Origin of the sequence: Clostridium massiliamazoniense (assembly GCF_001403635.1) — a bacterium.
GTDB lineage: Bacteria > Bacillota > Clostridia > Clostridiales > Clostridiaceae > Sarcina > Sarcina massiliamazoniense.
The window spans coordinates 1,237,759-1,254,008 of the sequence record NZ_LN879468.1; the positions used below are offsets into that span (position 1 = coordinate 1,237,759).

Here is a 16,250-nt window from a genome sequence, read left to right on the forward strand (position 1 = left end):
ATGTATACTTTGAAAAGAATAAAAAAAATGGGGTACTTAGTAATAATAATATTATTACAGTTATCATTATCATTATCTATAATAAATAATAGTAGTAATCTATTGCTATCAAATAAAAAAAAGAAAAATGGAATAGAATCATTATTTAATATAAATAAATCATATTTAGTTAGGTTAATTCCTATAAATAGTTTTGATGATGTAGATGAAAATTTTGATTACTTTGAGTCTTTTATAGTTGCCAATGAAAATTATGATATATTTTCTAATTTAAAAAGAAATAATCTAATAAAAAATGATTTTATTTACTATCCAAGTATTATGCCAATAAAAGCAATAAATCTAGAGAAGCTCCCAGAAAAATATAAAAATCTATCAGAAGAAAAAAGGATGGAAGCATTATCTAAAATAGTGGTAAATGATAGTTTTTTAAATAAAAACAATATAAAGGTTTCAGAGGGAAGAACTTTAACTATAGAAGATACAAAAAAAGACTATAAAAATGATGTAATACCAATTTTATTAGGCAGTGACTTTAAAGGACTTTTTAAAATAGGTGATAAGATAGAAACAACAAATTACTCAACCACAAATGATATAGATAATATAATCTTTGAAGTTGTTGGTATAATGGAAGAATATGCCATACCAGCAACAACTGCATACGGAAATGCTTTTGCAAGCAGTGTATTATTAGGTAATGCCTTCACTGTAATTCCAACAGTTGATAATTTCATTTCATTATCTTATGGGGCTGCCATAGGAGATTGTGGTGTTATATTAGAAATAAATGATAATACATCAATAAAATATATAAAAGATTATTTAAATGAGAATTTTAATAAACTAGGATTTAAGGTTGAGATATCAGATATGGGAATGCTTAATAATGTTGCTTTAAATTTAACTAGGGATTATAAATCTTCGTTATTTTTAGGCATAATATTATGCATATTATCTATAATAGGAACAATATGTATACTACTTGGAGTTATTAAAGAGAGAAAAAAGGAATTTGCTATAAAGTTAATTAACGGTACTACTATAAATAATATAATTGAAGAATTTGTAAAGGAACTCCTTACAATTTGTACTTTAGCAAGTATAATTTCTATAATTCTTTCCATAGGAAAGATACCATATATTCCCATATTATTATTAAATCTAGCTTGCATAACTTTAATCGTAATAACAATATCGATTTTACCTATACACTATTTAAAAACTTTAAAGCTAATAGAATTATTAAAAGAAAGATAGGAGAAATAATGATTAAATTAAATAATATACGCAAAGTATATAATAAAGATAAATCAACTAAGTTTACAGCATTAAATCATATCAATATTGAAATAAAAAAGGAAGTATAGCTCAAAAGTGTCATAGGATAATTTCCTTAGAAGATGGCATTATTATTTCAGATATTCAGAATAAACATAAAGTATTAGATAATTAATTTTTTTGAATCATAAATTTATACTTTTAAATCCTTAATATATTATACAAACTTGTAAGTATACTATTAAAGAAAAAGAAGAGTATCCTTATAGTAGAATTAAATTCTATTATAAGATACTCTCTTTTAAAACTATTCAGCTAATTCTTCTTCATAGTATTTTTTTACTTCTTCAAATTCATCTTCATCTGGAACTATAAGTTCTCCTTCTTCTTCATCACCAACAGCTTTAAATAAGAAAACTTCTCCATCTGGATCTTCAACTAAAATATATTCATTTTCTTTATACTCAAAACTATCAACTATATCACAAGTTACTATAGTTCCATCTTCTTTTTCTAAATCAACAACTAAATGTTGGAATTCTTCTTCTCCATGTCCGTGGTCATGTCCACATCCACATCCTTCTCCGTTACCGTGACCTTTTCCACCGCAACATCCTTCACTTCCGTGCTCGTGATGGCCTTTTCCTCCACAGCATTCATGTTCATGTAATTCTTTTTCTGACATATTTCTTTCCTCCCTTGTGGAAATTGTATTGCTATAATTGTACTATCATTCTTAAAGGAATGAAAGATATTTTAGCAAAATTTATTATTTTGTTTATCCTATTACTATTTTACCATACTTTTAATAATAAAAAACATTATTTTTTATATTATTATACATTCAAAATTAATTTATCTAGCTATAATACTCTTCTATATTATTAACAAACTTACTTTAATTATTCATAACTTAATTAAAAATTAATTTTTAATTAAATTTATCTTATAGCTAGTATTGAATATTCAAATAGGATAAAGCTTAGATTTATATAAAAAAATAAAAGTTTACAAACGCTGATTATAAGCTAAAAATCTTAATAAAAAAGAGACCATAAATGGTCTCTTTTTCTCAATGCTTCAATCTAAAATTTCCGTTATGCTAAATTATTGTTGATTAGCAAGTCTTTTGTATCCTTCTAATCTTTCTTTAGCATCTCTTTCTGTTTTCTCAAATAAAGCTTCTGCAGCTTCTGGGAATGACTTAGCAAGAGCAGCATATCTAACTTCTCCCATTAAGAATTCTCTGAAGTCTTTAGTTGGCTCTTTTGAATCTAAGCTAAATGGATTCTTTCCAGCTTCTTTAAGAGCAGGGTTGAATCTGTATAATGCCCAGTATCCACATTCTACAGCGTTCTTAGATTCTTCTAATGAGTTCATCATACCAGCTTTGATACCGTGGCTGATACATGGAGCGTATCCGATTATTAATGATGGACCTGGATATGCTTCTGCTTCAGTTATAGCTTTAAGAACTTGGTTCTTATCAGCTCCAAGTGAAACTTGAGCAACATATACGTATCCATAGCTCATAGCCATCATACCTAAATCTTTTTTCTTAGTTCTCTTACCTGAAGCAGCAAATTTAGCTATTGCAGCTGTAGGTGTAGATTTTGAACTTTGTCCTCCAGTATTTGAGTATATTTCTGTATCAAATACGAATATATTTATATCTTCTCCTGAAGCTAGAACATGGTCAACTCCGCCGTATCCGATGTCGTAAGCCCATCCGTCTCCACCGAAGATCCATTGTGATCTCTTAGCTAAGTAATCTTTCTTTTCTAAGATTTCAGCTACGAATTCATTTCCTGATTCTTTTGATAATGCAGCTATTACAGCGTCAGCTCTATCTCTAGTACCTTCACCATTATTTATATTTTCAATCCAATTTTCTAAAGCAGCTTTTGATTCAGCGCTTACACCAGCTTCTATAGCTTTTTCAGCTACTGAAGCTAAGCTTTCTCTTACAGCTTTAACACCTAAGTGCATACCTAAACCAAACTCAGCATTATCTTCGAATAATGAGTTAGCCCAAGCTGGTCCTTGACCTTTAGCATTCTTAGTATATGGAGTTGAAGGAGCTGATCCACCCCAGATTGATGAACATCCAGTAGCGTTAGCTATCATCATTCTATCTCCAAATAATTGAGTTACTAATCTTGGGTAAGCAGTTTCTCCACAACCAGCACAAGCTCCTGAGAACTCTAATAATGGTTTTTCGAATTGGCTACCTTTAACAGTTTTGTTGTTCATAGGGTTTTTCTTAACTGAAACTTCATTTACACAGTAATCCCATGGTTCAACTTGATCTTGTTGAGAAGCAAATGGCTTCATAACTAAAGCTTTATCCTTAGCTGGACAAACTTGAGCACAGTTTCCACAACCAGTACAGTCTAATGGACTTATGCTTATTGTGAAGTTCATTGGCTCTTCAGTTTTTAATCCTTTAGCTACTATAGTCTTAGTTCCTTCTGGTGCATTTCCTTTTTCTTCATCACTTAATAAGAATGGTCTTATTGTAGCATGTGGACATACATAAGCACATTGGTTACATTGGATACAGTTTTCTGAAATCCATTCTGGTACGTTGATAGCAGCACCTCTCTTTTCGAATGCAGCTGTACCAGCTTCGAAAGTACCATCTTCCATTCCATTGAATGCTGAAACTGGAAGAGAATCTCCTTCTAATCTGTTTATTGGATCAACTATATTCTTAATGAATTCAGTTTTTCCTTTTAATTCTGCTGGAGCTTCTTCATCAACAGCATTTTTCCAATCTGCTGGAACTGGAATTTCAACTAAAGCTTCTATTCCTTTATCTATTGCAGCATGGTTCATGTTAACAACTTTTTCACCTTTTTTACCGTATGAAGTTACAACAGCATCTTTAAGGTATTTAACAGCATCTTCTACTGGGATAATGTTAGCTAATTTGAAGAAAGCAGCTTGCATTATCATGTTGATTCTTCCACCTAATCCTATTTCTTGTGCTATTTTAACAGCATTTAAAGTATAGAATTTGATGTTATTTTCAGCTAAATATCTCTTATAGCTTGCTGGTAAGTTTTTAACAACTTCTTCTGGAGTTCTAACTGTGTTTAATAAGAATACTCCATCTTTCTTTAATCCTTCTAATACGTTGTATTTTTTAACGTATGATTGGTTATGACAAGCAACGAAATCAGCATTATTTATTAAATAAGTTGATTTTATTGGTTCTTTACCAAATCTTAAGTGTGATACTGTTATACCACCTGATTTTCTTGAGTCATATGAGAAGTAACCTTGAGCATACATGTCAGTGTGATCACCGATGATTTTGATAGCACTCTTATTAGCACCAACTGTTCCATCTGATCCCATACCCCAGAATTTACATGCTTTTGTTCCTGCTGGAGTAACATTTAAGTTCTTAACTTCTGCTGGAACTTCTAATGAAGTGTTTGTCATGTCATCAACTATTGCTATAGTGAATCCATCTTTTGGTTCTTCTTTAGCTAAGTTTGCATATACAGCAACTAAGTGTTCTGGAAGTGTGTCTTTTGAACCTAATCCATATCTTCCACCAACTATTACTGGAGCATTTTCTACTCCGTAGAATGCACTCTTAACGTCTAAGTATAATGGTTCTCCGTTTGAACCTGGTTCTTTAGTTCTATCTAAAACAGCTATTTTTTTAACTGTGCTTGGTATAGCTTTTCTTAATCTTTCATTTGAGAAAGGTCTGAATAATCTTACTTTAACTAAACCAACTTTTTCACCTTTACTCATTAAGTAATCGATAGTTTCTTCGATTGCTTCAGTTACTGATCCCATAGCTACGATTACTCTATCTGCATCTTTAGCACCATAGTAATCGAAACAGTTGTATTCTCTACCAGTTAACTTTGTTATTTCTTTCATGTATCCTTCAACTATTTCAGGAACAGCGTTATAGAATTTGTTTACAGATTCTCTTTCTTGGAAGTAGATATCTGGATTTTGTGCTGTACCTCTAGTTACAGGGTTATTTGGATTTAAAGCTCTATCTCTGAAAGCTTTAACAGCATCCATATCTAATAATCCTTTTAACTCATCATATTCTAAAACTTCTATTTTTTGAATTTCATGAGAAGTTCTGAATCCATCAAAGAAGTTAACAAATGGTACTCTTGACTTAATTGATGTTAAATGAGCAACAGCAGATAAGTCCATTACTTCTTGTACTGATCCTTCTGCAAGCATTGCGAATCCAGTTTGTCTTGCAGCCATAACATCTTGGTGATCTCCAAATATACTTAAAGCTGAAGTAGCTAAAGCTCTAGCTGAAACATGGAATACACATGGAAGTAATTCCCCTGCTATTTTGTACATGTTTGGTAACATTAATAGTAACCCTTGAGAAGCTGTATAAGTTGTAGTTAAAGCTCCTGCTTGTAATGATCCGTGTACTGCACCAGCAGCTCCACCTTCTGATTGCATTTCAACAACCTTTACTGGTTGACCAAATACATTTAATCTACCTTTTGCACTCCATTCATCAACGTACTCAGCCATTGGTGATGAAGGTGTAATTGGGAATATAGCAGCAACATCAGTGAATGCATAAGAAATGTGAGCAGCAGCTGTGTTACCATCCATAGTTTTCATTTTTCTATTTGCCATTTTAGTGACCCCTCTTTCTAAAAAATTTTAAACAACACTTTATTATTAATATACTTAATATAAGTATTTAATAGCTTAGTTATTTCTTAGAATGTAAATAAATATATTGTTTATAGTAACAATTTATTTAAAATTCATTCCTAGTTTAATATATAACTTATTATCCAATATAATCAAGTTTTAAATTTCTTGATATTCCTCTAAAAACCTAGTATTTTTCATAAAATCTATGTTTTTTTCTTTATTTACATATGCTTTCTCGATTATAAAATTTACAGAATATTTCTACATATTATCTAAAATAACCTTTATTATATTTTCTATTCCGTTGCCTAAATTACTCTTCTTCATATTATCAATATATAATCTTTTATTTAAATCCAATTCTTTAAGCTCTTCATATAATTTATCAGTTGTTAATTCTTCTTCTTCTATAACAACTGAATAACCTGATTTCTTAAATGACTTAGCATTTAAAACCTGGTCTCCTCTTGAAGCTTTTGCTGATAAGGGAATTAAAATATGTGGTTTTTTTAATGCTAATAATTCAAATATTGCATTTGCTCCTGCTCTTGATATAACTAAATCAGCATAAGCCATTAAATCTGGTAATTCCTCTGATACGTATTCTAGTTGAATATATCCTTCTTTATTTTTTAACTTATCATCTAAATTATTTTTTCCACATAGATGAATAATATTATATTCCTTAAGTAGTCTTTCTATATCCATTCTGACAGTATCATTTATAACCTTAGCCCCTAGACTTCCACCGATTATAAGTATAGTTTCCTTATCATATTTAAAATTGCAGAACCTTTTACCTATTTCTGCTCTTCCATTAAATAACTCTTCTCTTATGGGAGTTCCTGTTAAAATCCCCTTATTTCCTTCTATATATTTCAAACTTTCTGGAAATGTAACGCAAAGTTTATCACAGAATCTTCCTGCTATTTTATTAGCTAATCCTGGTGTAAAATCAGATTCATGTGCAACAACAGGTATCTTTTTCATAGATGCAGCTATTACAACAGGTACAGTTACAAATCCTCCTTTAGAAAATACTATATCTGGCTTTTCCTTTGATAAAATTCTAAAAGCATCTCCAACTCCTTTAATAACCTTAAAAGGATCTGAAAAGTTTTTAAAATCAAAATAACGTCTAAGTTTTCCTGAGCTTATACTATAAAAAGGAATATTAGCCTTTTTTATGATATCATTTTCTATTCCTTTTTTACTTCCTATATATTTTATTTCAAAGCCTAAACTTTCTAGCTTTGGCACTAAGGCTAAATTTGGAGTAACATGTCCTGCAGATCCTCCACCAGTCATAATTATCTTATACTTACTCAAAATCAACTCAACTCCTAAATATTTTTTATATCTTAACTAGGTAATTCTATTTTTTTACTGATCTGTATCTATTTATCTTATTATCTTATATAATATTGAAGTTTGACAGATACTAATGATCAAATAAATTTTTTTCTCTAATTTCTTATTTTATCATAAACTGAGACTTAATCCACATAGACTTTTAACTTCACTTAAATTTTATTAAAATTCCCAAACCAAAACTTGAAAAGTATATTTTTCCTTTAATCCCTTTCATTCCATATAATATTTATTCCTCTTTAGTGACAATATACTAGTGTAAACTTAAATTAAAGGAGGATTTTAAAATGGCACAAAAATTAGTTCCAGAAGCAAAAGAATCTTTAGCAAAATTCAAAAATGAAGTTGCTAACGAAATGGGAGTACAATTCTCTGATTACAACGGAAACCTATCTTCAAAAGAATGCGGAAGCGTTGGTGGAGAAATGGTTAAAAGAATGGTAGAATCATATGAACAAAAACATGCTGGAAACACTATGGAAAACAGCGTAAACCCTCATAACTACAACAATCAATCAACAAAAAACTACAATAAATAATTTTTAATAATTAAGTAGCTTAAGATAAGGAATGTTTTTAACATTCCTTATTTTCTTTAAATCTAAAATGTTTGATTTCTAGTTGTATGTTTTTTTCTCCTCTAAATTCATTTATACTTGGTTTATATATTAAATCTATATTAAAATTACAATATCCCGTTGCTAAGGCATTTTCTAAACTATGTTCTCCAAAAATTTCTATATATTCTTCTCTAAATTTCTCCATCATATTAAATCCTATAGCATTTATCTTTTTAAAACTATTAGGAATTTTACATATAAGTTTTAAATGATTTCTTTCTTTCCCCATCTCATAAATATTGCATACATTTAAAGACTTAACAGCTAAAAGTGGTGTAGCATTTCCTTTTCCAAAAGGCTCTAAAATAGATATATTATTTATTAAGCCTTCGCTTAAAGTATTAACTGGCTGTGCCACATCTATTCTTACCTTAGGAACAAAATCCTCTTCCTTTAACTCACAAAATTCATTTAAGAGCTCCCTTAATTTCACTATATTATCTTCCTCTAAAGATAATCCAGCTGCCATTGGATGTCCTCCAAATTTACTTAATATATTCTTACACTTACTAAGTTCTTTAAACATATCATAACCTTCTATAGATCTTGCTGATCCCTTTGGCATATCCTTTCCCTTAGTCAATACTATAGTTGGTAAATTGTAATATTCTTTAATTCTCCCTGCAACTATCCCTGCTATACTTTCATGTATATTCGGATTATAAACAACAATTACCTTATCATTATATAAACCTTCTTTTCTTACCTGCTCTAAAACTTCCTCAACATTTTCTTGGGTAAGTTCTTTTCTTCTTTCATTTAATTCATAAAGCTCTTTAGCCAATCTCTCAGCTTCAATTGCATCATTAGCCATTAATAATTCTACAGATAGATTTGCTGTCTCCAATCTTCCTGTAGCATTTATACAAGGTCCTATTACAAAACCTAAATGATAAGCTGACACATCATCAGTTATATTACACTGTTTTTTTAAAGCATTTATTCCAAAGTTCCTACTATTGTTTAGTAATTCTAAGCCCTTTTTAACAATAATCCTATTTTCTTCTTTTAAATCAACTACATCACAAACTGTAGCAATAGCACAAAACTCCATTAATTTCACTGCTTCCTCATAGCTCACTCCAAATTCTTTATATAAAGCAATTATAAACTTTAATGCTATACCAGCTCCACAAAGTGACTTAAAACTATAATTACAATCTTCTTGTTTTGGATTTATAACAGCATAGGCATTTGGAACCTTAGGTATTTTATTTCCATTTTCATCATCAACTAATTGAATATCATGATGATCAGTTAATATAACTTCCATCCCTAATTCATTAGCTAAATCTATTTCTTCAAAAGCTGCAATACCATTATCACAAGTTATTATAAGTTCAGTACCCTCTGACTTTAATATTTCAACTCTTTTAGAATTCATTCCATAACCTTCAGCTTCCCTATGTGGTATGTGATATCTAACCTTTGCTCCTACTCTCTTTAATCCTTTATTTAAAATCACTGTACTTATGACACCATCACAATCATAATCTCCATAAATCATTATGTTCCTTTCAGAAATAATGGCTTCCTTCATTTTTTCTACTGCTTTTCTCATATCCTTCATTTCATAGGGATCTAATAAATCATTAACATCACCAAAAAGAAACTGTCTTCCCTCTTCTACATTATTTATGCCCCTATTTAATAACAGTTTACTTATGAATGGATCTACAGAAAGACCTCTACTAAGCTCTTCTACTGCTTCCTTGTCCGTTCCTTCTCTTCTTAAAAACCAATTTTCTTTATTCATTATTCCTCCATATTCCTACTTTAAAACTTCAATAGCCTTATTTTTAAATACCTTTTTAATAATCTCATTTACTTTTTTACTACTTAGCTTAAAATCTTTTTCAGCATCTTCAATAGGTATTTCTCCATTACCATTTAAGATTTCATTTATTGCCATTCTGTTTGCTAATACTATACTTCTCTCTATTTCTAAAGAACTTTTCATCTTATATCTTTTTACTAAATTCTTTATTTCTTCTTTAGATAGCTTAAGTTCCTTAATATTTTCTAGTATGTTTTCAACTGCTGAAATAGCTTCATTTACCGAATCCTTAGTTGTACTCATAGCTATGCTAAACAATCTTATTCCTTTCTCCCATTTAACTTCACTTGCTACTTCGTAAGCTAAGCCTCTCTTTGTTCTTATTTCATCATAAAATAATGAACTTACACCTTCTCCTAAATACATATTTAAGATTCTTAATCCTTTAACCTCTTCTAAAGTTAATTCACTTATATCAAAAATTATTTGTATTTTAGCTCCTTTATATAGTCCTCTATTATCCTCATAATAACCAGATTTAAAAACTCTCTTTCTTTCTTCTTTTAGCTTAATAGCCTTTTTAGAAAGCACTCCAAAATTCTCTAAAACTAATTGTTTTACATAATCATAATCTAAGGAAGTAACAACTGAAACAACTAAATTCTCACTAACATAAAAATCATTATGAAATTCCTTCATTTTCTCTAAGGTAATTTCTTCAATATCATCTTCTGTCCCTATAATCCTTTTTCCTATTCTTTCACCAAAAAGTGAATTATATAACAACTTATCTTCACAAAATTGCTCTAAGTCCCCTTTCCAATCAGAAAGTTCCTGTTTTATAACTGATATTTCCTCTTTAAATCCTTCTTCTGTAAAGCTTGGTTTTAATATAATATCACTATATAAATTAAAAGCATCTTCAAAATCATCATTAAATGTTGTTCCATAGTAAATTACATAAGGAAAATTAGTCATAGCATTTGAAAATCCAAATAATCCATCCAACTTTTTATTTATTTCTTCTTCACCATAATTTTCTGTCCCTTTAAATAAAAAGTGTTCTAAGGCATGTGCTACCCCTATATTTTTTTCATCTTCTGCATTAGCTCCAGCCTCTAAACCTATGCAAAAAGAACTGTGACTTATATTTCTATATTCATATAAAAATGTAACTCCATTTTCAAAAACTTCTCTTATCAACTAATAACCCTCCTTATTTTTAAAGTCCTACTTTGTTATACTATCATTCTTTTACTTTATTTAAAATTATTTTTTTAAAGTAAAAAACTAGTTTTACAATAATAAATTGTAAAACTAGTTTTATTAATCTTAGTGATCTGTCATGTATTCTCTAGTCCAAGGAATATCGTTGTTTACTCCTTTTGAGAATAATATTTGGTGTATATCTAATCCACTATAATGGAAAGCAGCAGCACATGATGTTAAGTAAAGCTTCCACATTCTTAAGAATCTTTCATCAAACATCTTTTTCTCTTCATCTAAATGCTCTTCAAAGTTTGCTGCCCAGTGCATTAAAGTTTTCATGTAGTGACGTCTTAAACTTTCAACATCTACTGTTGAGAATCCATGTTCTCCAGCTAAGTATATTTCTTCTCTAAGTGTTGGAACATATCCGCCTGGGAATATATAAGTTGTTATCCACTTATTTCCTACTAACTCTTTAATGTTTGTTATATTGTGTAGTAAGAATAATCCACCTGGTTTTAACACAGCATCTATGTTATTGAAGTATACTGGTAAATTTGCACTTCCTACGTGTTCAGCCATTCCTATACTTACTATTTTATCAAATTGTAAACCACTCTTTTCTAAATCCATGTAGTCCATTAATTTTATTTCAACTTGGCCTTCTAAACCAGCTTCTTTAATTCTTTCGTTACCTTTTTTGAATTGCTCTTCACTTAAAGTAATACCTACAGCTTTAACTCCATATTTTTTAGCAGCTTCGATTACTAAGTAACCCCAACCACATCCGATATCTAATAGGGTTTCACCTTCTTTAAGGTTTAATTTTGTTAATGTGTGGTATATTTTATTCATTTGAGCATCATAAAGTGAATCATTTTCATTCTTGAAGTATGCACATGAATAACTCATTGTAGGATCTAACCATAGTGAGTAAAAATCATTTCCTATGTCATAGTGTTTTGCTATGCCTTCTTTATTTTCTTTTTTATTCTTACCTTTGAATTTTCCTAAAGCTTTCATTAATTTATTTTCACCTAGGAAGCTTCCTTTTCTTCTCATCATACTTTCAACGATTTCTTGATAATCACCTTCAAAATCGATGTCTTTATTCATGAAAGCTTCTCCTAATGCTAAACTTGCATCATCTAACAAATCTTTAGCTGAAGGAAACTTATTTATTATAATTGAAAATTTTGGTTCCCCTTCTCCTATAACTAATTCTTCACCATCTCCAAATTTTAATGTGAATGGTTGATCGCTTACATTTTTAGCAAATTTCTTTACTAAGATTTTATCTATTGCCATTAGTACACCTCTTCATTTACTTTATCATAATTTAGTAATGTATTTTTAATACTTTATTAATACAATTATTATACATCTTTTTATACAATAAATTTAATCCTTGTATTTTCTTATATTGTTTAATTAAATAAACTTAATGCTATATTAATCAAAATATGTCTATTTTACTCACTTTTCCTTGTCAATATGTCCTAAATAAAGCAGTATTACCATAAAGAAGTGAAATATTTATAATTTTAATTTCAATTCTTATAAATAATCTATTTCTCAGCCTTATTTTTATAATTAAACAAAATTTCTTTAGAAAAATTATAGAATATATTTCTTTAGATTACATTAATTATGATAATTATTTTTTCTTTTAAGATTATTTTTGCCATTTTAATTACAAATATACATAATAATTTTTTTATTTTTTACATTTATCTATATAATAATTAACTAGCATTGCTTCTTTAAGTTCTTCATATTCCTTTTCATATCCTAACTCTCTTATTATAGTTAACGCAAATTCTATAGCAGTGGCTGGCCCCCTACTTGTTATAATATTTCCATCAACCACAACAGGGTCTTCTTTATAGTTAACTTCTCCTATTTTATCTTTAAATCCTGGATTAGATGTTGCTATTTTTCCTTTTAATATTCCTGCCTTGTGAAAAACTATAGGTCCTGCACAAATAGCTCCTATTAACTTATCTTCCTCATAAAATTTCTTAACATTAGTAATAACAATATTATTATCTCTTAAGTTGTAAGCTCCTGGTAATCCTCCTGGTATTATTAAAGCGTCATAATCACTAAAATCAACATTATTAATTTCAATATCTGCTTCAACTTTTATTCCATGAGCTGTAGTTATACTTTTTCCTGTGACACCACATAAAGTACAGTGAATCCCTGCTCTAGCACATACATCTTTAACTGATAATGCTTCTAAAGTCTCACATCCATCAGCTAACATTAATAAAACTTTCTTCATAAAAATCACTCCTTAATTAAAATCTTGTTGAACTAATTATATCAAAACTACAAAAAAAAATCAGAAGAATGAACTAAATCATTCCTCTGAAATCATAATAAAAAACTAATAAAAATTATTTAATAGTTACTGTTTTTATGAAATCATCCATAAGAACCATCATCATAGAATTTCCTCTTCCAGCTCTATTTTGTAATTTTATTTCTTTTACATCAACTTCTTTTTTCTCTTTATTTCTAGAAGTTAATATTAGTTTTTTATAGTTAGAATACTCTTCTATTTCTCCATCTCTATTAACTATATTTTCAATAGTTATACATTTTCCAAAAATAACTTCATCTTCATCCTTCAAGCTTATAGCTGTTACACCTGAAGAGATTCTTCCCATAGGATTAATGCTCTCTGATTGGAACTTAATAGTCATGGCATTTTTACTTACTATTATAATTTGTGAATTATCACCTTCACTTAAATCTACAGCAACAACTTCATCTCCATTGCCTTTAAACTTATATGCTATTAAATTATTGAACTTCCCTTCAAATTCCTTAAGAACAGACTTTCTAATCAATCCATTCTTAGTATAAGTATAAACATAAACTTTTTCTCTATTATATGAATCATCGCTTAAAGAAACTACTCTAACTACAACTTCCTCATCACTATAGTTATCAACAATATCTTGAAGCTTTAATTGCTTTTTATTTTGAACCATATTACTTTGGAACTTATAAACATTACCTTTATTAGTAAATAAAAGAATATGTTCAAGTGAATTTGTACTCACCTTTTCATAACTATCTTGAGATGGACCATCATATATCTTTATATGACCTTTTTTGTTTACACCTAAAATAAACTCAGTAAATTCATAACTTTCTACTTCTTCAATATCCTCTATTTTATTTTCTTTACTTAATAAGCATAAATCTGTTCCTAATATATTTCTATCTACAAGTTCTAATTCAGGTTCTTGTACAGTAAATTCTAAATTATTTCTTGTTTTAACTTTAAAGAATCCTTTTTCTTTATTACTATCTTCATAGAACACTTTAACTAATTCATCATCACCCTTAAGTTTTAATGACATTAATTTAGTATAATTAGTTACAAACTTATCTAAAGTTGTTTTCTTTATTAATCCATTAGCTGTAATAAATTTAAAACTCTTTGATGGAGTAAAACTATCTACAGATTTAACATCAATTATTGCTTCTTCATTTAAATCAAGTGCTTTTATTAACTCTTCTAGCTTTTCTCCTTTATCCTTCCATTTTCCTTCTGGAATATCATAGGTCTTATATTTATACATATTACCCTTATTAGTAAATAATAATAATAATTCCTTAGTATTAGACTTAACTAGATGTTTAAGATAATCACCTTCTCTGTAGTCTATATCTTTTTCATCAGCATTTGAACGATTATAAGTCTTTAATGGTAATCTCTTAATGAATCCTTCATTAGACACTGTTACCATAACATCTTCTACTACTATAAGTTCATCTAAATCTATTTTAGCTTCACTTTCATCTTCAACCATCATAGTTCTTCTTTCATCACCATAGGTATCTGAAACTTCTTTAAGCTCTTTTTTAATAACTTCTAATAAAACTTTCTCATCAGATAATATTTTTCTTAACTCTTTTATTTTCTTTTCGAGTTCCTTATATTCCTTTTTAAATACATTTATTTCAAGACCTGTAAGTCTATAAAGCATTAATTCTAAAATAGCTTCGGCTTGTGGGTCAGTAAATCCATAATTAGATACTAAATTTCCATGAGCATCTTTTTTAGACTTTGATTCCCTAATAGTTTTAATAATTTCATCTAAGATATCAATAGCTTTAATAAATCCTTCTACAATGTGGAATCTTTTTTCAGCTATCTCAAGTTCTCTTTGAGTTCTTCTTGTTATAACCTCTTTTTGATGGTTAACATAATGAGTTATAATTGTTTTTAATCCCATCGTTTCTGGTTTTCCATCTGCTAAGGCAACCATATTAAAACTTATATTTCCTTGAAGGTCTGTTTTCTTAAATAAATATTTCAAAACTTTATCTGCTACATCTTCATCAACATTTTTCTTAAACTCAATAACTGCTCTTATACCTGTTCTATCAGATTCATCTCTAATATCACTTATTGGTTCTAAAGCTTTTGAATGCTTCTTATCAGCTGTCATTTCAGAAATTCCTTGAAGAATTTTAGCCTTATTTTTTCTATAAGGGAACTCTGTTATAACTATTCCTAATCTCCCATTTTCAAGTTTTTCTATGGAAGCTTTAGCTCTTAAAGTAACCTTTCCTTCTCCTGTTTCATAAGCACTTCTTAAGGATTTTTTACCTATTAAAACACCACCTGTAGGAAGGTCTGGTCCTTTAACATAATTCATTAATTCTTCAGTTGTAATTTCCTTATTATCTATATAAGCTAAGGTTCCATCAATAACTTCTCTTAAGTTATGTGGTGGTATATTAGTAGCTAATCCTACAGCAATACCAAAAGTACCATTAACTAAAAGGTTTGGATATCTAGCTGGTAATACCTTAGGTTCCATTTCTGAATCAGAATAGTTTGGAACCATATCCACAACATTTTTATCTATATCTCTAAGCATCTCCATAGATATACTTGAAAGTCTAGCTTCAGTATATCTCATAGCAGCTGCTCCATCTCCATCAATTGATCCCCAGTTTCCGTGCCCATCAATTAATGGAGCTCTTGTACTAAAGTTTTGAGCTAAAATTACCATAGCATCATAAACTGAACTATCTCCATGCGGATGATACTTACCAAGTATATCCCCAACTATTCTAGCTGACTTATAATAAGGTTTGTCTGGAAAAGCCTTTAACATATAAGCTCCGTAAAGAATTCTTCTATGAACAGGCTTTAAACCATCTCTTACATCTGGAAGTGCTCTATCTTTTGCGACTTCAACTGCATAAGGAAGATAGTTATCAGGCATAACTTCTTCAAGTGGCATTCTAATAATATTATTATCCTTAGGTATTTCAACCTTCTTCTTTGCCAT

9 protein-coding genes and 1 pseudogene are annotated in these 16,250 nt (G+C 29.2%); 2 read left to right on the forward strand and 8 right to left on the reverse strand.

What is annotated here, in order from left to right; all coding sequences use genetic code 11:
• Nucleotides 1-1,260, forward strand: coding sequence for an ABC transporter permease (locus tag ARA19_RS12750; protein WP_055071350.1), 1,260 nt, complete (start codon nucleotides 1-3; stop codon nucleotides 1,258-1,260).
• A 328-nt stretch (nucleotides 1,261-1,588) separates the two neighbouring features.
• Here ARA19_RS12750 and ARA19_RS12755 read toward each other — a convergent pair whose 3' ends face one another.
• From ARA19_RS12755 to ARA19_RS12765, 3 genes are all read right to left on the reverse strand, one after another.
• Nucleotides 1,589-1,966 (reverse strand): DUF1292 domain-containing protein, encoded by a 378-nt coding sequence (locus ARA19_RS12755; RefSeq protein WP_055071351.1) that lies wholly within the window; start codon nucleotides 1,964-1,966, stop codon nucleotides 1,589-1,591.
• 422 nt (nucleotides 1,967-2,388) lie between these two features.
• Nucleotides 2,389-5,925 carry a pyruvate:ferredoxin (flavodoxin) oxidoreductase gene (nifJ, locus tag ARA19_RS12760; RefSeq protein ID WP_055071352.1) on the reverse strand — a complete coding sequence of 1,179 codons (3,537 nt, stop codon included), beginning with the start codon at nucleotides 5,923-5,925 and terminating at the stop codon, nucleotides 2,389-2,391.
• 285 nt (nucleotides 5,926-6,210) lie between these two features.
• A complete protein-coding gene (locus ARA19_RS12765) occupies nucleotides 6,211-7,278 on the reverse strand; it encodes an undecaprenyldiphospho-muramoylpentapeptide beta-N-acetylglucosaminyltransferase (protein WP_055071353.1) in 1,068 nt (355 codons plus the stop codon).
• A 329-nt stretch (nucleotides 7,279-7,607) separates the two neighbouring features.
• Between ARA19_RS12765 and ARA19_RS12770 the strand changes: the two are divergent.
• A pseudogene (locus tag ARA19_RS12770) lies at nucleotides 7,608-7,778 on the forward strand (alpha/beta-type small acid-soluble spore protein); the annotation flags it as partial.
• A 118-nt stretch (nucleotides 7,779-7,896) separates the two neighbouring features.
• Here ARA19_RS12770 and recJ read toward each other — a convergent pair.
• The 5 genes from recJ to ARA19_RS12795 all read right to left on the reverse strand — a co-directional run bounded on the left by recJ (nucleotide 7,897) and on the right by ARA19_RS12795 (nucleotide 16,250).
• Nucleotides 7,897-9,696, reverse strand: a complete 1,800-nt coding sequence (gene recJ / locus ARA19_RS12775; RefSeq protein WP_055071354.1) for a single-stranded-DNA-specific exonuclease RecJ — start codon at nucleotides 9,694-9,696, stop codon at nucleotides 7,897-7,899.
• 15 nt (nucleotides 9,697-9,711) lie between these two features.
• Entirely contained in the window at nucleotides 9,712-10,920 is a 1,209-nt protein-coding gene (locus tag ARA19_RS12780) for a M16 family metallopeptidase (RefSeq protein WP_055071355.1), read from the reverse strand.
• A gap of 129 nt (nucleotides 10,921-11,049) precedes the next feature.
• Entirely contained in the window at nucleotides 11,050-12,234 is a 1,185-nt protein-coding gene (locus ARA19_RS12785; protein ID WP_055071356.1) for an SAM-dependent methyltransferase, read from the reverse strand.
• Nucleotides 12,235-12,643: 409 nt separating this feature from the next.
• Complete coding sequence (locus tag ARA19_RS12790; protein WP_055071357.1) at nucleotides 12,644-13,213, reverse strand: DJ-1 family glyoxalase III; 570 nt, start codon at nucleotides 13,211-13,213, stop codon at nucleotides 12,644-12,646.
• 115 nt (nucleotides 13,214-13,328) lie between these two features.
• On the reverse strand, nucleotides 13,329-16,250 hold the full coding sequence (locus ARA19_RS12795; RefSeq protein WP_055071358.1) for a DNA topoisomerase IV subunit A: 2,922 nt from the start codon (nucleotides 16,248-16,250) through the stop codon (nucleotides 13,329-13,331).

Coding starts and splice junctions, on each gene's coding strand:
- nifJ (WP_055071352.1), bottom strand. CDS start 5,925: ATGGCAAATAGAAAAATGAAAACTATGGATGGTAACACAGCTGCTGCT.
- ARA19_RS12785 (WP_055071356.1), bottom strand. CDS start 12,234: ATGGCAATAGATAAAATCTTAGTAAAGAAATTTGCTAAAAATGTAAGC.
- ARA19_RS12790 (WP_055071357.1), bottom strand. CDS start 13,213: ATGAAGAAAGTTTTATTAATGTTAGCTGATGGATGTGAGACTTTAGAA.
- ARA19_RS12795 (WP_055071358.1), bottom strand. CDS start 16,250: ATGGCAAAGAAGAAGGTTGAAATACCTAAGGATAATAATATTATTAGA.
- ARA19_RS12755 (WP_055071351.1), bottom strand. CDS start 1,966: ATGTCAGAAAAAGAATTACATGAACATGAATGCTGTGGAGGAAAAGGC.
- ARA19_RS12750 (WP_055071350.1), top strand. CDS start 1: ATGTATACTTTGAAAAGAATAAAAAAAATGGGGTACTTAGTAATAATA.
- recJ (WP_055071354.1), bottom strand. CDS start 9,696: ATGAATAAAGAAAATTGGTTTTTAAGAAGAGAAGGAACGGACAAGGAA.